Annotated in this window: 19 protein-coding genes; 8 read left to right on the top strand and 11 right to left on the bottom strand. The window is 65.1% G+C overall.

Annotated elements, in window-relative coordinates; translation table 11 throughout:
- Positions 1 to 11: 11 nt before the first annotated feature.
- From FVW59_RS07440 to FVW59_RS07400, 9 genes are all read right to left on the bottom strand, one after another.
- Positions 12 to 602 (bottom strand): YqgE/AlgH family protein, encoded by a 591-nt coding sequence (locus FVW59_RS07440; protein ID WP_148063629.1) that lies wholly within the window; start codon positions 600 to 602, stop codon positions 12 to 14.
- Positions 603 to 639: 37 nt separating this feature from the next.
- Positions 640 to 1509: an energy transducer TonB gene (locus tag FVW59_RS07435; protein ID WP_148063628.1), complete on the bottom strand. Its 870-nt coding sequence runs from the start codon at positions 1507 to 1509 to the stop codon at positions 640 to 642.
- A gap of 11 nt (positions 1510 to 1520) precedes the next feature.
- Positions 1521 to 2474 (bottom strand): glutathione synthase, encoded by a 954-nt coding sequence (gene gshB / locus FVW59_RS07430; protein WP_148063627.1) that lies wholly within the window; start codon positions 2472 to 2474, stop codon positions 1521 to 1523.
- A 134-nt stretch (positions 2475 to 2608) separates the two neighbouring features.
- Complete coding sequence (locus FVW59_RS07425; RefSeq protein WP_148063626.1) at positions 2609 to 3070, bottom strand: PaaI family thioesterase; 462 nt, start codon at positions 3068 to 3070, stop codon at positions 2609 to 2611.
- A 13-nt stretch (positions 3071 to 3083) separates the two neighbouring features.
- Complete coding sequence (locus FVW59_RS07420; protein WP_148063625.1) at positions 3084 to 3815, bottom strand: 16S rRNA (uracil(1498)-N(3))-methyltransferase; 732 nt, start codon at positions 3813 to 3815, stop codon at positions 3084 to 3086.
- A 17-nt stretch (positions 3816 to 3832) separates the two neighbouring features.
- Positions 3833 to 4675: a methylenetetrahydrofolate reductase [NAD(P)H] gene (metF, locus tag FVW59_RS07415; protein WP_148063624.1), complete on the bottom strand. Its 843-nt coding sequence runs from the start codon at positions 4673 to 4675 to the stop codon at positions 3833 to 3835.
- A 432-nt stretch (positions 4676 to 5107) separates the two neighbouring features.
- The gene (ahcY, locus tag FVW59_RS07410) at positions 5108 to 6499 is read right to left on the bottom strand and encodes an adenosylhomocysteinase (protein ID WP_148063623.1); all 1392 of its coding nucleotides are present in this window, start codon (positions 6497 to 6499) and stop codon (positions 5108 to 5110) included.
- 503 nt (positions 6500 to 7002) lie between these two features.
- On the bottom strand, positions 7003 to 8157 hold the full coding sequence (gene metK, locus FVW59_RS07405; protein ID WP_148063622.1) for a methionine adenosyltransferase: 1155 nt from the start codon (positions 8155 to 8157) through the stop codon (positions 7003 to 7005).
- Between the two features lie 20 nt (positions 8158 to 8177).
- Positions 8178 to 9167 carry an ArsR/SmtB family transcription factor gene (locus FVW59_RS07400; RefSeq protein ID WP_148063621.1) on the bottom strand — a complete coding sequence of 330 codons (990 nt, stop codon included), beginning with the start codon at positions 9165 to 9167 and terminating at the stop codon, positions 8178 to 8180.
- 218 nt (positions 9168 to 9385) lie between these two features.
- On the opposite strand from FVW59_RS07400, the gene tkt reads away from it, so the two are divergent.
- From tkt to FVW59_RS07375, 5 genes are all read left to right on the top strand, one after another.
- Positions 9386 to 11389, top strand: coding sequence for a transketolase (tkt, locus tag FVW59_RS07395; protein WP_148063620.1), 2004 nt, complete (start codon positions 9386 to 9388; stop codon positions 11387 to 11389).
- A 3-nt stretch (positions 11390 to 11392) separates the two neighbouring features.
- Positions 11393 to 12421: a type I glyceraldehyde-3-phosphate dehydrogenase gene (gene gap, locus FVW59_RS07390; RefSeq protein ID WP_148063619.1), complete on the top strand. Its 1029-nt coding sequence runs from the start codon at positions 11393 to 11395 to the stop codon at positions 12419 to 12421.
- 10 nt (positions 12422 to 12431) lie between these two features.
- Entirely contained in the window at positions 12432 to 13598 is a 1167-nt protein-coding gene (locus FVW59_RS07385) for a phosphoglycerate kinase (protein WP_148064027.1), read from the top strand.
- Positions 13599 to 13699: 101 nt separating this feature from the next.
- Positions 13700 to 14764: a class II fructose-bisphosphate aldolase gene (gene fba, locus FVW59_RS07380; protein ID WP_148063618.1), complete on the top strand. Its 1065-nt coding sequence runs from the start codon at positions 13700 to 13702 to the stop codon at positions 14762 to 14764.
- A 70-nt stretch (positions 14765 to 14834) separates the two neighbouring features.
- Complete coding sequence (locus FVW59_RS07375) at positions 14835 to 15707, top strand: alpha/beta hydrolase (RefSeq protein WP_187275810.1); 873 nt, start codon at positions 14835 to 14837, stop codon at positions 15705 to 15707.
- Here the strand turns inward: FVW59_RS07375 and FVW59_RS07370 are convergent, their stop codons facing one another.
- On the bottom strand, positions 15708 to 16301 hold the full coding sequence (locus FVW59_RS07370) for a YhgN family NAAT transporter (protein ID WP_148063616.1): 594 nt from the start codon (positions 16299 to 16301) through the stop codon (positions 15708 to 15710).
- A gap of 172 nt (positions 16302 to 16473) precedes the next feature.
- Here FVW59_RS07370 and FVW59_RS07365 point away from each other — a divergent pair, with 172 nt between their 5' ends.
- From FVW59_RS07365 to FVW59_RS07355, 3 genes are all read left to right on the top strand, one after another.
- The gene (locus FVW59_RS07365) at positions 16474 to 17616 is read left to right on the top strand and encodes a transglutaminase domain-containing protein (protein WP_148063615.1); all 1143 of its coding nucleotides are present in this window, start codon (positions 16474 to 16476) and stop codon (positions 17614 to 17616) included.
- 66 nt (positions 17617 to 17682) lie between these two features.
- A complete protein-coding gene (locus FVW59_RS07360; protein WP_148063614.1) occupies positions 17683 to 19083 on the top strand; it encodes a tetratricopeptide repeat-containing sulfotransferase family protein in 1401 nt (466 codons plus the stop codon).
- On the top strand, positions 19080 to 20237 hold the full coding sequence (locus tag FVW59_RS07355; RefSeq protein ID WP_148063613.1) for an aspartyl/asparaginyl beta-hydroxylase domain-containing protein: 1158 nt from the start codon (positions 19080 to 19082) through the stop codon (positions 20235 to 20237). The genes FVW59_RS07360 and FVW59_RS07355 overlap by 4 nt, the downstream gene beginning before the upstream one ends.
- Before the next feature lie 13 nt (positions 20238 to 20250).
- On the opposite strand, the gene FVW59_RS07350 is transcribed toward FVW59_RS07355, so the two are convergent.
- A complete protein-coding gene (locus tag FVW59_RS07350; RefSeq protein ID WP_148063612.1) occupies positions 20251 to 20544 on the bottom strand; it encodes a hypothetical protein in 294 nt (97 codons plus the stop codon).
- Positions 20545 to 20564 lie beyond the last annotated feature (20 nt).

Raw genomic sequence — 20564 nt, 5'->3', positions numbered from 1 at the left:
TCGGCGTTGGCTCAGGCGTGGCCGGCCTGGTTGGAAATCAGGTTCATGTCGATGCCGAGCTGGGCCGCGGCGGCGTTGAGGCGCTGCTGATGGGGGGTGCCGAAGATGATGTCACTGCTGGCGGGCAGGGTCAGCCAGGCATTGTCGGCCAGCTCCTGCTCCAGTTGCCCGGCGGACCAGCCGGCGTAGCCGAGGGCGATGAGGTACTGGTCGGGGCCGTGTCCGGCGGCGATGGCGCGCAGGATATCGCGGGAGGTGGTGAGGGAAATGCCCTCTGTCACCTTCAGGCTGGCTTCCCAGCGACTGGCGGGGTCGCGATGCAGGACGAAACCGTGGTCGATCTGCACCGGGCCGCCAGCCATCACCGGCTTGTCGCTGAAGTCATCACCGGCCTCGATATCCAGGTGTTCGAAGATTTCGCCCAGGCTCAGATCCAGCGGCTGATTGATGACGATACCCATGGCGCCGCTTTCACCGTGTTCACAGATATAGGTAATGCTGTGGGAGAAAATTCCCTCGGTCAGTGAGGGCATGGCCAACAGGAAGTGGTCGCGGAGGCTGTGGCCGCTGCGAGAGGTGTTGGCGTTGATCGATGACGGCATGCGTTGGGTACGGGTATCCGGTGGAAGAGGCTGGGCGTTAGCCTGAGCTTAGCCGGTTTTCCTGGAATTGCCATGTGCGGATGATCTCCAGTTTGTCGGCGGTGGCGCGCAGCTCCGGCGGGAAGGGCGCGTAGGGCGAGGCCATGCGCACAATCTTGACGGCCGCCTCGTCCAGCAGGGCGTAACCGGAAGAGGACAGTACGCGGATATTGTCCAGCCGGCCGCTGTGGTCGATCACCACCAGCAGGCGCAGGCTGCCGTAAATGCCGTAACGTATCGACGCCTCCGGATAGTACTGGTTGCCCACCGCCTCAACCCGGCGTCGCCAGTCGTGGAGGTAGGCGGCGTCCACCGCTTCGCGAGTGGACAGGGCGGTCAGCCGTTTCACCCGCGGCATGTTGGAATAGTCAGTCGCCTGCTGTTCCAGAGTCGCTTCCAGTTCCGCCAGCTCCCGGGTGAGTTGATCCACTTCCGGGCTGATGCCCCGCAGGGCGCCTTCGGCCGGCAGGTCGGCGGCGGTATTTTCCCTCAGGTGATAGTTGGCCGGGGCGGTGGTGCTCACCACGCGCTCGGATGGCTGGCCAGTTTGCGCCCGTTGTTGCAGGGCCGGAATCTGTTCGGCGGCGGCGGGCACCAGCGGGGGCGCGCTGGCCCGGGAGCTGACATCAGCCTGTTCGCTCAGGTCGCCACTGCCCTGCTGGTTGGCCTGGGCGATGTGGGTGGCGTTTTCCGGCGCCTGGGGGCTGGGCTGGCGGGCCAGGGTGACATCAATCTGAGGGGGTGGCTGCCGGTCGTCGGTGGCGGCGTCGAAAGACACCCCCAGCAGCAGTACGGCATGCAGCGCAAAGGCGATACCCAGCGCCATTTTCATGCGCTGTTCGCTGGCCGTATTGCCGCCCCTGTACATTCGCCTGGCGTCTACCTGTTCTCAAGTTCCGCGGCAATACAATCCATCAGGTCGCTGCCGATGTCCAGCCCGCACTGGTCGTTCAGCTCGCGCAGGCAGGTGGGGGAGGTGACATTGATCTCGGTGAGATAGTCGCCAATCACGTCCAGGCCGACGAACAGCAGGCCGCGCTCGCGCAGGCTGGGGCCCACCTGTTCGGCGATCCAGCGATCCCGGTCCGACAGCGGCTGGGCGCGGCCGGTGCCGCCGGCGGCGAGGTTGCCGCGCAGTTCGCCCTGGGAGGGAATGCGGGCCAGGCAGTGGCTCACCGGCTCGCCGTTAATCATCAGGATACGCTTGTCGCCGTTGACGATCTCCGGGATGTAGCGCTGTGCCATGATGGTGCGGCGGCCGAACTCAGTAAGGGTTTCCAGGATGACCGACAGGTTGGGGTCGTCCTGTTTGACGCGGAAGATGGAACTGCCGCCCATGCCGTCCAGGGGCTTGAAAATCACGTCGCCGTGCTCGGCGTGGAAGGCCCTCAGCCGGGCCGCATCGCTGCTCACCAGTACCGGCGGGCAGCACTGGGGAAACTGGGTGGCGAACACCTTCTCGTTGCAGTCGCGCAGGCTGGTACAGCGGTTGACGACCAGCGTGCCCTGGCGCTCCGCGGCCTCCAGCACATAGGTGTTGTAGACGAACTCATTGTCGAAGGGCGGATCCTTGCGCATCAGGATCACATCCAGCTCCGCCAGCGCGTGATCCTCGCGCTCCTGCAGCCGGTACCAGCCCTCGGGGTCGTGAAACACCGTCAGCGGCGCCATGTTGGCCCTGGCCTCGCCCTGTGCGAGGTAGAGGTCGCCGGGCTCCATGTACCACAGTTCCCAGTCGCGGGCCTGGGCGGCCCACAGCAGGCCCAGTGAAGTGTCTTTCTTGTAGGCGATGTTGGCGATGGGATCCATCACCACGCCGAGCTTGATGGTCATGAGGCGGGCCCGATAGTGTCGCGGAAAAAGTGCCCGCTAAAGTACGCAATGACCGCAGGTGGCGCAAGCGCGCTGCGGTGACGGGTTGATGAAGTGTGGTGAAAAGGTGCGGTGGCGAAGGCGGGCTTTGCCGCTCAGGCATCGCCCCAACTGGCTGGAACCTTCACCGCGACCACCTCAGCCTGGGCGCAGAGCGTCTCCCCCACGTGCAAATCGCAGCTGACCAGCGACTTGCGCGCCCCCGCCTCTGTCACGCGCGCCGCCAGTACCAGCGGCCCGGCGATGGGCGCGGCGGCGAGGTAGCGGATATCCAGGTGGCCCGTGACGTAGAGAATGCCGTCGCCAGTGCCGATGGCCCGGCCCTCCCGCTGGTAGGCCTCGGCAATGGCAGTGCAGATGCTGTGGCAGTCGATTACCGAGGCGATCAGCCCGCCGTAGACGAAGTTGGGAGAGCCGGCACAGTGCCAGGTTTGGGGCTGGAAGGTGCAGGTGGCAACCTGGCCGTCCCAGCGGCTTTCGATATGGTGGCCGTGGGGGTTGTCGGGACTGCAACCGAAGCAGTGGTTGCCGCTCATCTGGTGCTGGATGATGGTCATGGACTGTGTTCCGTTAGTGAGGTGCCATATCGCCCCAGCGCGCCTGCAGGATAGCCAGCGCCGCCAGCGGCGCAGTCTCGGTGCGCAGCACCCGGGGCCCAAGAGTGAGAGGCTCGAACCCGGCACTTTCGCAGGCGCTGATTTCCGCCTCGCTCAGGCCGCCCTCCGGGCCCACCGTCAGGGCCACGCTGTCGGGTGTGGCGGACGCGCCGGCAGGGCCGGCGCGGTGGTGCAGGACAAAGCGGCGCTCCGCGGTGCAGTCGGTCAGCCACTCATCCAGGCTGCGCGGCGCATCGAGCCGGGGCAGGCGGCTGCGCCCGCATTGTTCGCAGGCGCTGATGACCACCTGGCGCCAGTGTTGCACTTTCTTCTCGGCGCGCTCGCCCTTCAGCTTCACCTCGCAGCGCTCGGTGAACAGCGGCACCACTGCGCTCACGCCGAGCTCGGTGGCCTTCTGCAGCACCCAGTCCATGCGATCGCCGCGGGAAATGCCGATACCGAGCTCCACCGCGAGTGGCGATTCCGTGGCAGTAGGAGCCGGCGCGCCCAGCGTGACCTCGACCGAGCGCTTGTCGCTGCGGGTGATGGTCGCCGGGTAGTCCGAACCATCGCCATTGAACAGCACCAATGCATCGCCCTCGCCCATGCGCAGCACACGCGCCACATGCGCCGCCGGCCCGCTCTCCAGCGCCAGGCTCAGTCCCTCGCCAAGATCTTGCCCGGTGTAGATGCGGGGAATGCGCATGGTGACTTCCGTTCGGCTTACTTCAACCCGAGATTATTGTAGATCTCGCGCGTCGGCTCCACCTGATTCATGGTGTAGAAGTGAATGCCCGGCGCGCCGGAATCGATCAGCGTCTGGCACAGCTGGGTGACCACCTCCAGCCCGAACTTGCGTACACTCTCCTGGTCGTTGCCGTAGCTTTCCATCCGCCTGCAGATCCAGCGCGGTATTTCCGCCCCGCAATTGCGCGAGAAGCGCGCCAGGTTCTGGAAGTTGGTGATCGGCATCACCCCGGCGTAGATCGGCTTGTCGATGCCGGCATCGGCGCAGCGGTCCAGGTAGTAGAAGTAGGACTCGACGTTGTAAAAATACTGGGTGATGGCGCTGTTTGCACCCGCGTCCAGCTTCTGCTTGAGGAACTTGATGTCGCTGTCGTAGCTGTCCGATTCCGGGTGAATCTCCGGGTAGGCGGCCACTTCGATTTCGAAGTGATCGCCGCAGCGCTGGCGCACGAATTCGACCAGTTGGTTGGCGTACACCAGCTGGGTGCTGGCGCCCATGCCGGATGGCATGTCTCCGCGCAGGGCTACCAGACGCTTGATGCCACTGTTGACGTAGTTGTCGAGCAGGTCGCCCACGGCGTATTCGTCGTCGCCGCCGAAGGACAGGTGCGGCGCGACGTCGATGCCGGCTTCGCGCATGCTGGTGACGATGCCGCGGGTGCTGTCGCGGGTGGTGCCGCCGGCGCCATAGGTGACGGAGAAGAATTCAGGGCCCAGCGCGTTGAGGGCGGGCACGGTTTCTTGAAGGAGTTTCTGTTTGCCCTCGGGGGTTTTGGGAGGGAAGAACTCGAAACTGATTCTGGGTTTTTGTTTGGTCATTTTATGTGACTCTGGTGTCTTTGGTTCTCAACTGGGCACGGGCGTGATGTCTCAGTGCAGCCTGTGAGCTTCGATTCGAAATCGGGCTCCGCCAGCGGTGACGCCTTCACGGACTCGCCGTGAACCCGTCCATGGGGGCTCGAGTGCGACATCCATGTCGCACACGGTCCGCTCAGGCGTCCCCACTGCCGAAGCCCTTAGTGCAATGCGAAGGGAGTGGTGCACTGATCTCCTTGTCGATAGTTGCTGAAACTGCTCGATTGGCACCTCATCAGGGGCGTGATCGGGGTAGAGTCCGACGGGACCGTCAGCGGCATGGATGCCGCTGAAGAGCCTACATGGATGTATTCACGGCGAGTCCCGGAGGACTCTACCCCGAGCGCGACCCGGCACTACGAAGCTCCGGGATGAGGCGCTCAACCTTCAGCGCAATCAGTACTTATAGCTCTCCGGCTTATACGGCCCGTCCACCTTCACATTGATGTACTGCGCCTGCTCGTCCGTCAGACGGGTAATCACCCCGCCAAAGCCGCGCACCATGTGCGCCGCCACTTCCTCGTCCAGCTTCTTCGGCAGCACCTCAACGCTCAGGGCGCCCTCCTTCAACTCCGGCTCCAGGTCCGCAAACTTGCGCTCGTACAGGTAGATCTGCGCCAGCACCTGGTTGGCGAAAGAGCCGTCCATAATGCGGCTGGGGTGGCCGGTGGCGTTGCCCAGGTTTACCAGGCGGCCTTCCGAGAGCAGGATCAGGTGATCGTTCTCCGCGCGGTTGCGGTACACCTTGTGCACCTGCGGCTTCACCTCTTCCCACTCCCAGTTGCGACGCATGAAGGCGGTATCGATCTCGTTGTCGAAGTGGCCGATGTTGCACACCACAGCGCCGTTCTTCAGGGCGGCCAGCATGTGCTCGTCACAGACATTGTAGTTGCCGGTGGTGGTAACCAGCAGGTCGATGTTCTGCAGCAGGCTGCGGTCGACGCACTCGGCGTTGCCCTTGTTGACGCCGCCGATGTAGGGCGACACCACTTCGTAGCCGTCCATGCAGGCCTGCATGGCGCAGATCGGGTCGATCTCGGTGACGCGCACGATCATGCCTTCCTGGCGCAGGGACTGGGCGGAGCCCTTGCCCACGTCGCCGTAGCCGATCACCAGCGCCTTCTTGCCGGACAGCAGGTGGTCGGTGCCGCGCTTGATGGCGTCGTTGAGGCTGTGGCGACAGCCGTACTTGTTGTCGTTCTTGGACTTGGTGACGGAGTCGTTGACGTTCACCGCGGGCACTTTCAGGGTGCCTTTTTCCAGCATTTCCTGCAGGCGATGCACGCCGGTGGTGGTCTCTTCGGTGATGCCGTGGATGTTGTCCAGCATGGCGGGGTACTTGTCGTGCAGCATGGCAGTCAGGTCGCCGCCGTCGTCCAGCACCATGTTGGCGTCCCAGGGCTGGCCGTCCTTGAGGATGGTCTGCTCGAGGCACCACTCGTACTCTTCTTCGGTTTCACCTTTCCAGGCGAACACGGGCACGCCGGCGGCGGCGATGGCGGCGGCGGCGTGGTCCTGGGTGGAGAAGATGTTGCACGATGACCAGCGCACTTCGGCGCCGAGCTGGACCAGGGTTTCGATGAGTACGCCGGTCTGGATGGTCATGTGGATGCAGCCGAGGATTTTGGCGCCGGCCAGCGGTTTGCTGGCGCTGTATTTTTCGCGCAGGGCCATCAGCGCGGGCATTTCGCCCTCGGCGATGTCGAGTTCGCGGCGGCCCCAGCCGGCGAGGCTGATGTCGGCGACTTTGTAGTCCTGTTTGCTGTCGAGTTGTTCGGCTGTGCTCATGGTTGGGTCCTCTTTGGGCTTCTTCGTGGTTGCCCGTTTGCAATGTGTGTTTGGTGCGCGTAACGCTGACTGGTTGCTCTGTTCTTTACTGCGCGTAATTCTTTGGTACTTCCGTGCTTCGGTTCTAGTCCGGGCTCCGCTACCGGTAGGCCCTTCGCGGACTCGCTGTGAATACATCCATGTACGCTCGAGTGCGACATCCATGTCGCACACGGTCCGCTCAGGGCCTCCCGGTATCGAAGCCCTACGTGTTAGAGACAGCGTCTGACTTCGATTGGCCAGCGGTGGTTACTGTTACGCAATTCAATCCACTGCTCCTGATCAGGCCTGCGTCCTCCGGGAGGGGTGACGGGACCGTCAGCGGCATGGATGCCGCTGAAGAGCCTACATGGATGTATTCACGGCGAGTCCCGGAACCCCTCCTGGAGGATGTGGGCCGGCACTACGAAGCACTCATTCAGACGTTGCTAAACCGCTCAACGTCGAATTTATTGCAATGCCGATTACAGCGCTGCCTTCAACGCCTCAGCCTTGTCCGTTCTCTCCCAGGTAAACTCCGGCAGCTCCCGCCCGAAGTGTCCGTAGGCCGCTGTCGGGCGGTAGATCGGGCGCTTCAGGTCCAGCATCTCGATCAAGCCCTTCGGGCGCAGATCGAAGTGCTCGCGGACCAGCTCCACAATCACCTCGTCCGACACCTTGCCGGTGCCAAACGTGTTGATTGAAATCGACGTCGGCTCCGCCACGCCGATGGCGTAGGAGACCTGGATCTCACAGCGGTCGGCCAGGCCCGCGGCGACAATATTCTTCGCCACATAGCGCCCCGCGTAGGCCGCCGAGCGGTCCACCTTGGACGGGTCCTTGCCCGAGAAGGCGCCGCCGCCGTGGCGGGCCATGCCGCCGTAGGTGTCGACGATAATCTTGCGGCCGGTGAGGCCGCAGTCGCCCACCGGGCCGCCGATGACGAAATTGCCGGTGGGATTGATGTGGTAGCGGGTGCCGGCGTGCAGCCACTCGGCGGGCAGGGTTTCCTTGATGATCAGGTCCATTACCGCTTCATGGATGTCCTTCTGGCTGATGCCCTCGTCGTGCTGGGTGGACAGCACCACGGCGTCGATGGCCACCGGCTTGCCGTTGTCGTAGCGCAGGGTCACCTGGCTCTTGGCGTCGGGGCGCAGCCAGGGCAGAACGTTGTCCTTGCGCAGCTGGGCCTGCTTCTCCACCAGGCGGTGCGAGTAGTAGATGGGGGCGGGCATCAGCACGTCGGTTTCGTTGGCGGCGTAGCCGAACATCAGGCCCTGGTCGCCGGCGCCCTGTTCCTTGGCTTCGCCCTCGTCCACGCCCTGGGCGATGTCGGGGCTCTGTTTGCCGATGGCGTTGAGCACGGCGCAGGAGGCGCCGTCGAAGCCGACTTTGGAGGAGTTGTAGCCGATATCCAGCACCACCTCGCGCACCACGTCTTCGAGGTCGACGTAGGTGTCGGTGGTGACTTCACCGGCGATCACCACCATGCCGGTCTTGACCAGGGTTTCCACGGCGACGCGGGCATTGGCGTCGTCGGCCAGGATTTTGTCGAGGATGGCGTCGGAGATCTGGTCGGCCATTTTGTCCGGGTGGCCCTCGGAAACCGATTCCGAGGTGAAGAGGGAGTATTCGCTCATGGGTCAGTCCTTAGGTTGAATCAGGGGTGGCCGAACAGGCGCACCTGTATCTGGAATCCGTTGCGTTGCGCCAGGAACACGCTGGCAATGTCGTCGAGGCCCGCATCGCGGGCCCAGTTCGTTAAATCGGTGGGCTCGAAGCCGAGCCACAGGTCGCCGCAGTTCTCCCGCGCCCAGGCCTGGTCGTGGCGGCACAGGTCGGTGAGCAGGAGTACGCCGCCGGGGGCCAGGCAGCGGGCGGCGTCGCGCATAATCTGCTGCGGTTCCGGGGTGTGGTGCAGCACCATGTTGATGACGATGCAGTCCGCCTGCAGTCCGTCGAGCTCGCCGCTGCCGGTGTCGCCGTGAATAAAGTGGATGTTCGCCAGCCCCGCGCCATCGACGGTGGCGCGGGCCTTGTCGAGCATGGCGGCGGCGTTGTCGAGGGCGATGACGCGCTCGAAGCGCGGCGCCAGTTCGCGGAGAAAGGCGCCATCGCCGGGGCCGACTTCGAGTGCGGTGCCGAAGCGGGCCAGCGGGGCGTCCCGCAGTACCTGGGCTACGGTAGCGGCGTACTGCTCGTAGCTGGCGATCAGGTCCTGCTGTTCGCGGAATTTGTGGGCATTGTGGTGAAAGAAGGTGCGCGAGTTTTCCACTCGCTGGCGCTGTAGCTCGGCCAGGTTGTCGCGCAGGGCCTGCGGCAGCTCAATCTCGTCGAGGCTCTGGAAGATCTGCTGTTGCAGGGCCTCCAGCGCCGGGCGCTGGCCGAGTTCGCTGCGGCGGTAGAAGATGGAATTGCCCTCGCGCCGGGTGGCCACCAGGCCGGCGCTGGCCAGCACCTTGAGGTGGTGGGACAGGGCCGGCTGGCGCAACTCGAACAGGCTGCACAGCTCGGACACGCCGAAGGAGTCCCGGGCGAGCACCCGCAGCACCTGCAGGCGCAGGGGGTCGGCGCTGGCCTTGCACAGGGCGGCCAGGGCATCGATCTCGTTCCCGGTGGCGGCGGTTTCGTTGGTTTCCAGAGCTAGCATGGCGCGGGAGTCTAGCAGGGCCGGCCACCTATATCAAAATATTTTGATATAGGTTTGGGGTCAGAGCCCTTTTTCTGCAAGGCGCAGAAAAAGGGCTCTGACCCCGATATGAAATTTGCCCAAATATTGCCCATTTGTTTGCCGTTGCCGGCGGCTTACGCGAAAATACCGCCCCGTTTTCAGCCGGCCCCAGCCCCACTATTCTTCTGGAGAATTGAATGCCCTCTCGTATTGAGCTTGCCAATGCCATTCGCGCCCTGAGTATGGATGCTGTCCAGCGCGCCAACAGTGGCCATCCCGGCGCCCCGATGGGCATGGCGGACATCGCCGAGGTGCTGTGGAACGATTATCTGCAGCACAACCCGGGCAATCCCCAGTGGCCCAACCGCGACCGCTTCGTGCTGTCCAACGGCCACGGCTCCATGCTGGTTTACTCCCTGCTGCACCTGTCCGGCTACGCTCTGCCGATGGAGCAGCTCAAGAACTTCCGCCAGCTGCACAGCGCCACCCCCGGCCACCCGGAGTACGGCTATGCGCCCGGCGTTGAAACCACCACCGGCCCCCTCGGCCAGGGCATCAGCAACGGCGTCGGCATGGCGCTGGCGGAAAAAGTGCTGGCGGCCCAGTTCAACCGCCCCGGCCACGACGTGGTCGACCACTACACCTACGTTTTCCTGGGCGATGGCTGCCTGATGGAGGGCATCTCCCACGAGGCCTGTTCCCTGGCGGGCACCCTGGGCCTGGGCAAACTGATCGCCTTCTACGACGACAACGGCATCTCCATCGACGGCGAGGTCGAGGGCTGGTTTACCGACGACACCCCGAAGCGCTTCGAGAGCTATGGCTGGCAGGTCATTCCCGCCGTCGACGGCCACGACCCGGAGGCGGTCAAAGCCGCCATCGAGGCGGCGCGCGGCGAGGGCGGCAAGCCCACCCTGATCTGCTGCCGCACTGTGATCGGCAAGGGTGCGCCCAACAAGGAGGGCAGCGAGTCCTGTCACGGCGCGCCCCTGGGTGACGAGGAGATCGCCGCGACCCGTGCCGCTATCGGCTGGGAACACGCCCCCTTCGAAGTCCCGGAAAGTGTCTACGCGGGCTGGGATGCCAAAGCCAAAGGTGCCGAGCGCGAGCAGGCCTGGGAACAGTCCATGGCTGCCTACGCCGAAGCCCACCCGGAGCTGGCCGCCGAGCTGCGCCGCCGCCTGAGTGGTGAACTGCCCGCGGACTTTGCCGAGAAAGCCGCGGCCTATATCGCCGAGTGCCAGGAAAAGGGCGAGGTGGTGGCCTCCCGCAAGGCTTCCCAGAACTGTCTCAACGCCTACGGCCCGTTGCTGCCGGAACTGCTGGGCGGTTCCGCCGACCTTGCCGGTTCCAACCTGACCATCTGGAGTGGCTCGAAAGGCGTCAGTGCCGACGATGCCAGCGGCAACTACCTCTACTACGGCGTGCGCGAGTTCGGCATGTCCGCCATCATGAACGGCATCGCCCTGCACGGCGGCTTCGTGCCCTACGGCGCCACCTTCCTGATGTTCATGGAATACGCCCGCAACGCAGTGCGCATGGCGGCGCTGATGAAGCAGCGCACCCTGTTTGTCTACACCCACGATTCCATCGGGCTGGGTGAAGACGGCCCGACTCACCAGCCGGTGGAGCAGCTCACCGCCCTGCGCGTGACCCCCAACCTGCACACCTGGCGCCCCTGCGACACGGTGGAATCCGCCGTGGCCTGGAAGGCCGCCATCGAGCGCAGCGACGGCCCCAGCGCGCTGATCTTCTCCCGCCAGGGTCTGCCTCACCAGCCGCGCTCCGCGACCCAGGTGGCCGACATTACCCGCGGTGCCTACATCCTCGTGGACTGCGAGGGCCAGCCCGACGTGATCCTGATCGCCACCGGTTCCGAAGTGCAGCTGGCAGTGGACGCCGCCGGGCAGCTGGCAGGCTCGGGCAAGCAGGCGCGCGTGGTCTCCATGCCCTGCGCCGAGGTGTTCTGTGCCCAGGATGCGGCCTATCGCGAGGCCGTGCTGCCCTCGGACGTGCTGGCCCGGGTGGCGGTGGAAGCCGGCCACGTGGACTACTGGTACAAGTTCGTCGGTCTCGACGGCCGTGTGGTGGGTATGACCACCTTTGGCGAATCCGCCCCCGCGGGCGCTCTCTACAAGCACTTTGGCATCACCGTCGACAATGTAGTGGCCGCCGCGCAAGAGGTCATCCTGGAGGATTGAGTCGTGCTGCGACTCGCCATCAACGGCTATGGCCGCATCGGCCGCGGCGTGTTGCGGGCTCTCTACGAGAGCCCGCTGCGCTCGCGCCTGCGCATTGTGGCAATCAATGAGATCGCCGATGCCCGCACCGTCCAGCACCTGACCCGCTACGACAGCACCCACGGCCGTTTTCCCCTGCCCCTCGACGGCAGTGAGCGCGAGCTGGTGGTGGATGGCGACGCTATCGCCCTGCTGCGTCAGCCGGACATCGCGCTGATTCCCTGGGGGGAGCTCGGGGTGGACATGGTGCTGGAGTGCACCGGCGCCTTTACCGATCGCGCCACCGCCGAGCGCCATCTCGCCAGCGGCGCACGGCGGGTGCTGTTCTCCCAGCCGGCCCAGCAGGATGTCGATGCCACCGTGGTCTACGGCATCAACCAGGACAGCCTGCAGGCGCAGCACACCATTGTCTCGGCGGCGTCCTGTACCACCAACGGCATCGTGCCGGTGATCAAGGCCCTGGACGATGCGGTGGGCATCGAGAGTGGCACCATTACCACCATTCACTCGGCGATGAACGACCAGCCGGTGCTGGATGCCTATCACCACACCGACCTGCGTAAAACCCGCGCCGCCTCCCAGTCCATCATCCCGGTGGATACCGCCCTGGCCCTGGGGGTGGAGCGCATCCTGCCGGAGCTGGCCGGGCGCTTTACCGCCCAGGCTCTGCGGGTACCTACCCTGAACGTTTCCGCCATGGACCTGACCGTGCAGGTGGAGCGGAATACCGATATGGCGGAGATCAATGCCGCTCTCAAGGCCGCCTCCAGCCACCGCTTCAACAGCGTGCTGGGCTACACTACCGAGCCGCTGGCGTCCTGCGATTTCAATCACGACCCCCGCTCCAGCATCGTCGACGGCAACCAGACCCGGGTCAGCGGAACGCGCCTGGTCAAGGTGCTGACCTGGTTCGACAACGAGTGGGGCTATGCCAACCGCATGCTGGATGTGGCGGCCCACTGGGCCGGTCTGTCCCGGGTACAACAGGAGTAACACCATGAGCCTGCAAGTCAAACTGATGAGCGAACTGGATCTGTCCGGCAAGCGGGTGCTGATCCGCGAGGATCTCAACGTGCCGCTGAAGGACGGAAAAGTGGCCAGCGATGCGCGCATTCGCGCCGCCCTGCCGACCATCCAGGCGGCAGTGGCCGCCGGCGCCAAAGTGCTGCTGATGTCGCACCTGGGGCGGCCCACCGAGGGCGAGTTCGACAACGCCTTCTCCCTGGCCCCGGTCGCCGCTCACTTGTCGGGCCTGCTGGGCCAGCCGGTCAGCCTGGTAAACGACTGGCGCGAGGGTGTCGAACTGGCCCAGGGCGAGGTTGCCCTGCTGGAGAACGTGCGCTTCAACCCCGGTGAGAAAAAGGACGACGAGGCACTGTCCCGTGCCTACGCCAGCCTGTGCGACGTCTTTGTAATGGACGCCTTCGGTACCGCCCACCGCGCCCAGGCCTCCACCCACGGGGTGGCAAAGTTCGCCCCGCTGGCCTGCGCCGGCCCCCTGCTGGCCGGTGAACTGGAAGCCCTGGAAAAGGCCCTGTCAAACCCCGCCCGGCCCATGGTGGCGATCGTGGGCGGCTCCAAGGTCTCCACCAAGCTCACCGTGCTGGAAACCCTGGCCGACAAGGTCGACCAGCTGGTGGTGGGCGGCGGTATTGCCAACACCTTCCTGGCCGCCGCCGGCAAACCGGTGGGCAAGTCGCTGTGCGAGCACGACCTGATACCCGCCGCCAGGGCGCTGATGGCGAAAACGGCCATCCCGCTGCCGGCGGATGTGGTCACCGGCAGGGAATTTTCCGAACAGGCCGCTGCCGAACTGAAAAGCGCCGACGCGGTGGCGGACGACGACATGATCTTTGACATCGGCCCCGAGGCCGCCGCGGAGATTGCCGATATTCTGGCGTCCGCCGGCACCATCCTCTGGAACGGCCCGGTGGGGGTGTTCGAGTTTGACCAGTTTGCCGGTGGCACCGAGGCGCTGAGCCGCGCGATTGCCGACAGCCCCGCCTTCTCCCTGGCCGGGGGTGGCGACACCCTGGCGGCAATTGACAAATTCGGCATCGCCGATAAGGTTTCCTATATCTCCACCGGCGGCGGCGCCTTCCTCGAATACGTGGAGGGCAAGACCCTGCCGGCCGTGGCCATGCTCGAACAGCGGGCGAAAGACGCGTAAAGATTCACGGGGCGGGCGCGTTGCGCCGGCCCCGCAACACAACGACCACGATAAGGCCTGTCCACAGGCCATCACCGCCCCAGACACACAGAGGTAAGACAATGGCACTCATCAGCATGCGGCAACTGCTCGACCACGCCGCGGAATACGGCTACGGCGTTCCTGCCTTCAACGTCAACAACCTGGAACAGACGCGCGCCATCATGGAAGCCGCTGACGAGACCAACTCGCCGGTGATCATGCAGGCCAGCGCCGGCGCCCGCAAATACGCGGGGGCGCCCTTCCTGCGCCACCTGATCCTCGCCGCCATCGAGGAGTTTCCCCATATCCCGGTGGTGATGCACCAGGATCACGGGGTGTCCCCGGCGGTGTGCCAGCGCTCCATCCAGCTCGGCTTTTCCTCGGTGATGATGGACGGCTCCCTCGGCGAAGACGGCAAAACCCCGATGGACTACGACTACAACGTGGAAGTGACCCGTCGCGCGGTGGACATGGCACACGCCTGCGGCGTGTCGGTAGAGGGCGAACTGGGCTGCCTGGGTTCGCTGGAAACCGGGCAGGCCGGTGAGGAAGACGGCATTGGCGCCGAGGGTGTGCTGAGCCACGACCAGCTGCTGACCGATCCCGAAGAAGCCGCGGACTTCGTCAAGGCCACCGAGGTGGACGCCCTGGCCATTGCCTGTGGCACCAGTCATGGTGCCTACAAGTTCACCCGCCCGCCCACCGGCGACATCCTGGCCATAGACCGCATCAAGGAAATCCACGCCCGTATTCCCGACACCCACCTGGTGATGCACGGCTCCTCCTCGGTGCCCCAGGAGTGGCTGGCCATCATCAACGAGTTCGGCGGCGAGATGCCCGAAACCTACGGTGTGCCCGTCGAGCAGATCCAGGAAGGCATCAAGCACGGCGTGCGCAAGGTGAATATCGACACCGACCTGCGCCTGGCGTCTACCGGAGCGGCGCGGCGCTTCCTGGCGCAGAACCCCAGCGAATTCGACCCGCGCAAATTCCTGATCCCCACCATCAAGGCGATGAAAGACATCTGCATTGCCCGTTACGAAGCCTTTGGCACCGCCGGCAACGCCGACAAGATCAAGGTGCGCTCGCTGGAATCCATGTTCGAAGCCTACGCCGCCGGCGCCCTTAAGCCCAAGATCAACTGAGGGAGTACCGGCGCTGGACGCCTCTACACTTCAGGCGCTGAGTTACAGCCTGTCGCCCTTTCCCGAGCCGGTGGCGCCGCCCCTGCTCGGGGACTATCTGCGCTACTATCACCTCGACGCCCTGGCCGGTTCGCGCGCCAGCCACTGCATCGGCACCGTTACCAGCGGCGACTTCAGCCTGGCGGCGCAGCGCTGGCTGCATCCCGGTGCCAGCCACAACCTGCTGCTGTTGCACGGCTATTTCGACCACGCGGGCCTCTTCGGCAAGCTGGTGGACTACGGCCTCAGTCGCAACTGCAATGTGCTGGTGTTTGATCTGCCGGGCCACGGCCTGTCCAGCGGCCGCCCCGCCGCCATCGATACCTTCGACCACTACGGCGACAGCATTGCCGCGGTGCTGGCCGCAGTCGACCTGCCCGAGCTGCCACTGTGGGTCATGGCCCAGAGTACCGGTGCCGCGGCCTTAATGAACTTTTCCCGCCGCCACGCCTGGCCCTTCACTGAGACGGTGCTGCTGGCGCCGCTGCTGCGGCCCGCCAAGTGGGGGCAGGTGAGGCTGGCGCACAGCCTGCTGCACCACTTTGTCGACAGTGTGCCGCGGCGCTTTGCCGTGAACTCTTCCGACGCCGAGTTTCTCGCCTTCCTGCAGGAAGATCCGCTGCAGCCGAGGCGCATTCCGGTGAACTGGGTGGGGGCGCTGAAAGACTGGCTGGCGAGACTGCCGCTGCAGGACCTCGGCGTCGGGCCGGCCTTGATTGTGCAGGGCGATCGCGACACCACCGTAGACTGGCAGTACAACCTGCCGCAGATGAGCCGCCTGTTTCCGGGCTGCCATATCCAGCAGGTGCCCGGAGCCGGCCATCATCTGGCCAATGAAAGTGCAGAACTGCGCCAGCGCTACCTGCGGGCGGTGGATCGCTACGTTGGCCTGGCGCCCGCCTGATCAGGCGGGGATGTGCAGAAACTCGCGCACGCCGTCGAAGAACATCTGCACCGCGATAATCACCAGGATCATCCCCATCAGCCGCTCCATGGCGATCAGGCCGCGATTGCCCAGCGCCTTCAGTAGCAGGGGCGAGGCCATCAACAGCACCGCCGACACCGCCCAGGCGCCGATCAGGGCGACACTCCAGTCCAGCATGCGGTCCGGGTCGGTGTTCACCATCAGCATGGCGATGGCGAGCGATGAGGGTCCGGCCACCAGCGGAATGGCCAGCGGCACGATGAAGGGTTCGCCCTCGGGGGTATCGCCCATCATGCCGTAGGGAGAGGGGAAGATCATGCGCAGGGCAATCAGGAACAGGATAATGGCGCCGGCGATGCTGATCGACTCCTGCTGCAACCCGAGTACCGCCAGCAGGCTGGGGCCGGCGAACAGGAATATGAACAGCACCACCAGGGCGATCAGCAGTTCCCGGAAGATCACCCACTGCCGGCGTTTGGCGTCTACATCCTTGAGCACCGACAGGAAGACGGGCACGTTGCCCACCGGATCCATGACCAGTAGCAGGGTGACAAAGGCGGAAATGGTGTCCATGGTTTCTCCCGGTGTGTTGGCGTGGCACCCCTGGCGTCGCAAAACGCCAGCGCCTGCGGCGGTACAAAACGCAAACGCAATAGTATAGACAAGTCGGTGCCGGCACTGTGACCCTCTGGGGAAAGTGCTAGACTTCAGGCAGGCCAATAGATAACACAGAGCGAGGCCCGCCATGACGCATTTTCCGCGCTTGCGCCTGTTCACCACGGCGCTGTTGCTGTCCTGCCTCGGCGCCTGCGCCGGCCAGTCCTCAATGGTTCACAGCCCTCGTTACTCCCCCGAAGAGCTGCTGCAGGGCAGTCGTTTCGGCCTGCAGCCGGCGGCGCTGGAGCCGGTTGACCTGCTCGCAGTCAACGACGATATGCGCGCTTTTTTGCGCCAGCATGTACCCGAGGGGGTTAACGACCGGCGCAAAGTGGAGCTGATTCTCGCCGCCATTCTCGACGACGGCCTCAACCTCACCTACAACAATTTCCGCACCTTCACTGCAGAAGAGGCGTTTTACTCTCGCGAAGGCAACTGCATGTCCTTCACCAACCTGTTCGTGGCGCTGGCCCGGGAAGCCGGAGTCAATGTCCGCTTTCAGGAGGTGACGGTGCCACCCACCTGGAGCGCGCGGGGAGAAACCTGGCTGTTCAACCTGCATATCAACGCGCTGGTGGACCTGCCGAGTTACAAGCAGGTGGTGGATTTCAACCTCGACGATTACAACCGCGAGTTCCATCGCCGACAACTGACGGATCGCGAGGCGCTGGCCCGCTATCACAACAATATGGGGGTGCACTGGATGACCGGGGGTGAGGGCGACCGCGCCTTCGCGCATTTCCAGCGGGCCATCCAGCTGCGTCCCGGTACCGGCTATTTCTATACCAACCTCGGTACCCTGTACCGCCGCCTGGGTCAGGATGCGGCGGCGGAATCCGCCTACCTCACCGCCATTGATATCGACGAAGAGCCGGTGGCCTACAGTAACCTGGCGCGTCTCTACGCCGCCCGCGGCGACAGCGATCGTGCCTCCTATTATCGCCAGCAGGTCGACCTGTTCCGCAGTCGCAATCCCTACTACCTCTTCTACCTGGCGGAGGAGGCCTACGCCGAGGCCGACTATGTCGAGGCCGAGGACCTGCTGCGCAAGGCCCTGCGCCAGCACAGCAAGGATCACCGGATTTACCGCCTGATGGGGCTGGTGCACCTGCGCCAGGGCGACCACTGGCTTGCCGAGAAGCGCTTCCGCCAGGCGGCGGAACTCGCCGACAACGACGACGAGGCGCTGGCGCGCTACAACCACAAGCTGGAGCTGCTGGCCCAGCACTAGAGCGCTGGCGCCGCCCGTGGTGGCATCTGCTAGAATCGCAGCCTTTACTGACGGCAAGAGACTGCGATGTCCCGAAAAAAATCCGCCGCTGGCGACCCCCTGAAACAGGCCCTGGCTCGAGGCATAGCCCTGCACCGCCGCGGCCAGTTGCGCGAAGCCGAACAGCAGTTCCTGTCTGTCCTGCGCACCCGTCCCGACCACGCCCCGACCCACCACGCACTGGGCTTTCTCTATTTTCAGGCCGGCCGCCTCGACCTTTCCCGACAGGCGCTGGAGCGCTGTGTGGCGCTGAAGGGCCGCAATGCCCCGGCCTGGTACGATCTCGGCAATACACTGCGCGACCTCGGCCAGTTGCCGGGCGCTGCCGCGGCCTATCAGAAGGCGATCAAACTCGATCCGGATTTCGCCCGCGCCCACTGCGCGCTGGCCCAGCTGCGCGACCATCGCGAGCCGGATGAATTCGCGGCCGAGTACCGGGCGCTGAGCCAGGCCTATGCGCGCAGCCGCAGCAATAGTCCGGAACGCCGCGACCTCGCCTGGGGTATGGCCCGGGCCGCGGAGCAGCGCGGCGAGGGGGAACGCTGTCTGGCGTTGCTGCGGGAGGCCCACCGCATCCAGCGCGGCGAGCGGCGCTTCAGTATCGAGGCCACCCAGCGCTACTTTGGCGCCATTCGCGAAATCTTCAATCGCGAATTCATCGACGCCTGCGCCGATATCGGCGACCACAGCGAAGTACCCGTATTCGTCTTCGGCCTGCCGCGCAGCGGCACCAGCCTGGTGGAGCAGATTCTCGCCAGTCACAGCGAGGTACACGGCGCCGGGGAATTGCGCCTGCTGGGCAATCTCTGCGGCGAGATGGAACGCCAGAGCGGCCAGGTGTACGCGGCCGCCTTCGCCCGCCTCGATGCCGCTGCCAAACGCCGCGTAGCGCGCGACCTGGAGACCCGTCTGCGCCAGCTCGCGCCGCGGGCGCGGCGGGTGGTGGACAAGATGCCATCCAATTACCTCTGCATCGGCATGCTGGCCGTACTGCTGCCGCGGGCCCGCTTTATTCACTGCCGGCGCGATGCCCTGGCCACCTGCTGGTCGATCTACAGCACCCGCTTCTCGGAGCCACACACCTTCGCCGATGAGCTCGGCGACCTCGGCGCCTACTACCGCGAATACGAGGGCCTGATGGCGCACTGGGACGAAGTGCTGCCGGGGCGTATACACCACCTGGACTACGAGCAGCTGGTGGCCGAGCCGGAAAGTCAGATTCCCGCCCTGCTGGCGGCGGTGGGCCTGGATTGCGAACCGGCCTGCCTGGAACCGCATCGCACTGAACGCGCAGTGCGCACTGCCAGCGCGGTACAGGTGCGCGAGCCGATTCACTCCGGCGCCATCAGCCGCGCCGAGGCCCTGGGCGACCTGCTCGACCCGCTGCGCCAGGCGCTGTTGCAGCCGCCGCTCGGGAAGGTGGCGTGAGCGCACCTGCACAGCAGTTGCTACAGCAGGGCCTGGCGGCCTTGCGCGGCGGCAATGCCACCGCGGCGGAGGAGGCTTTTCGCCAGGTACTGGCGGCCGGTGCCGGCGATGCCTCAACCTGCCTGGCGCTGGCCTTTGCCTGCGTCAACCAGGGCAAGGCCGAGGCGGCGTTGCAGGCGGTGGATGACGCCCTGGTGCGGGAGCCCCGCAACCTGCGGGCCCTGTTGTTCAAGGCCGATCACCTGGATCGGTTGGGGCAGGGGCGGGCGGCGCTGGATTTCTACGAGGCCGCGCTGCGGGTCGCCGCAGGGCTGCGGGAGGTGCCGCAGGACGTGATGCAGGGGCTGCAGCGCGCGCAGGCGGTGACGGAGCGCGCGAGCAGGGACTACGAGGCTTTTCTGTTGCAGACGCTGGAGCAGCGCGGTTTCCGGGCGGAGGACAGCGCCCGCTTCGCCGAATCCCTGGACATCGCGCTCGGGCGCAGCCCTATGCACCTGCAGCAGCCAACCCGTTACTACTTCCCGGGCCTGCCCCAGCGCTATTTCTACGAGCGGGAAGAATTTGCCTGGGCCGCCGGGCTGGAGGCGCAGACGGCGCTTATTCGCGAGGAATTGCAGGCCCTGATGCAGGAGGAGGGCCACTTCACGCCCTACCTGGAATCCTCTGGCCAGGGGCCGCAGCTCAACGACCGCAGCAATGTCGGCAGCATGGACTGGAGCGCCCACTACCTGTGGCGGGAGGGGGCACCGGTGCAGGACAACCTGGATCGCTGCCCGCGCACGGCCGCCGCACTGGCGGCCCTGCCGCTGCCGATGGTGGAGGGGCAGACGCCCTCAGCCCTGTTTTCCCGTTTGGCCCCCGGCGCGGTGATTCCGCCCCATCACGGGATGCTGAACACGCGCCTGATCTGCCATCTGCCGCTGATGGTGCCCGAGGACTGTGGCTACTTGAGGGTGGGTAACGAGCGCCGGGAGTGGCGCGAAGGGGAGCTACTGATTTTTGACGACAGCATTGAGCACGAGGCCCACAACCGCAGTGCGCGGGACCGGGTGGTGCTGCTGTTTGATATCTGGCGGCCGGAACTCAGCGAGACCGATCGTCACTGGGTGACGGAGCTGTTGCTGGCGATCGCAGCCTACCAGGAGAGGGGCTGAAGCAGGGCTTGCATCAACCGCCTGCAGGGCCCGGGCCGTGGGTGGCGGTGCGCTGGATATCTGACGTTGCAGTGCGGCTGTCCTGGGCTGCCTGCTCCCATTCCGCCTCGGTTTTGCACACCTTGCTTCTCAGGCGCGTGCCGGTCTTGATCACGGACTTGCAACGCAGTCCGCCGGGTGCGGCGCTGTCTTCGGCGACGCTATTGCTGGCCACGGTATTCTGCGTGCTGGTTTCGGTGCTGGCGCAGCCCAGCAATGTGCCGAATGCCGCAGACAGAACCAGTGTGGGTATAAGTCGGGATTTCATTTCGATCTCCTCATGGATGG

The organism is Parahaliea aestuarii (assembly GCF_008064635.1).
Taxonomy (GTDB): Bacteria; Pseudomonadota; Gammaproteobacteria; order Pseudomonadales; family Halieaceae; genus Parahaliea; species Parahaliea aestuarii.
The sequence above is the reverse complement of the archived record's forward strand: the minus strand, read 5'-3'. Positions and strand labels throughout refer to the sequence as shown.

Coding starts and splice junctions, on each gene's coding strand:
- FVW59_RS07440 (WP_148063629.1), bottom strand. CDS start 602: ATGCCGTCATCGATCAACGCCAACACCTCTCGCAGCGGCCACAGCCTC.
- FVW59_RS07435 (WP_148063628.1), bottom strand. CDS start 1,509: ATGTACAGGGGCGGCAATACGGCCAGCGAACAGCGCATGAAAATGGCG.
- gshB (WP_148063627.1), bottom strand. CDS start 2,474: ATGACCATCAAGCTCGGCGTGGTGATGGATCCCATCGCCAACATCGCC.
- FVW59_RS07425 (WP_148063626.1), bottom strand. CDS start 3,070: ATGACCATCATCCAGCACCAGATGAGCGGCAACCACTGCTTCGGTTGC.
- FVW59_RS07420 (WP_148063625.1), bottom strand. CDS start 3,815: ATGCGCATTCCCCGCATCTACACCGGGCAAGATCTTGGCGAGGGACTG.
- metF (WP_148063624.1), bottom strand. CDS start 4,675: ATGACCAAACAAAAACCCAGAATCAGTTTCGAGTTCTTCCCTCCCAAA.
- ahcY (WP_148063623.1), bottom strand. CDS start 6,499: ATGAGCACAGCCGAACAACTCGACAGCAAACAGGACTACAAAGTCGCC.
- metK (WP_148063622.1), bottom strand. CDS start 8,157: ATGAGCGAATACTCCCTCTTCACCTCGGAATCGGTTTCCGAGGGCCAC.
- FVW59_RS07400 (WP_148063621.1), bottom strand. CDS start 9,167: ATGCTAGCTCTGGAAACCAACGAAACCGCCGCCACCGGGAACGAGATC.
- tkt (WP_148063620.1), top strand. CDS start 9,386: ATGCCCTCTCGTATTGAGCTTGCCAATGCCATTCGCGCCCTGAGTATG.
- fba (WP_148063618.1), top strand. CDS start 13,700: ATGGCACTCATCAGCATGCGGCAACTGCTCGACCACGCCGCGGAATAC.
- FVW59_RS07370 (WP_148063616.1), bottom strand. CDS start 16,301: ATGGACACCATTTCCGCCTTTGTCACCCTGCTACTGGTCATGGATCCG.
- FVW59_RS07365 (WP_148063615.1), top strand. CDS start 16,474: ATGACGCATTTTCCGCGCTTGCGCCTGTTCACCACGGCGCTGTTGCTG.
- FVW59_RS07360 (WP_148063614.1), top strand. CDS start 17,683: ATGTCCCGAAAAAAATCCGCCGCTGGCGACCCCCTGAAACAGGCCCTG.
- FVW59_RS07350 (WP_148063612.1), bottom strand. CDS start 20,544: ATGAAATCCCGACTTATACCCACACTGGTTCTGTCTGCGGCATTCGGC.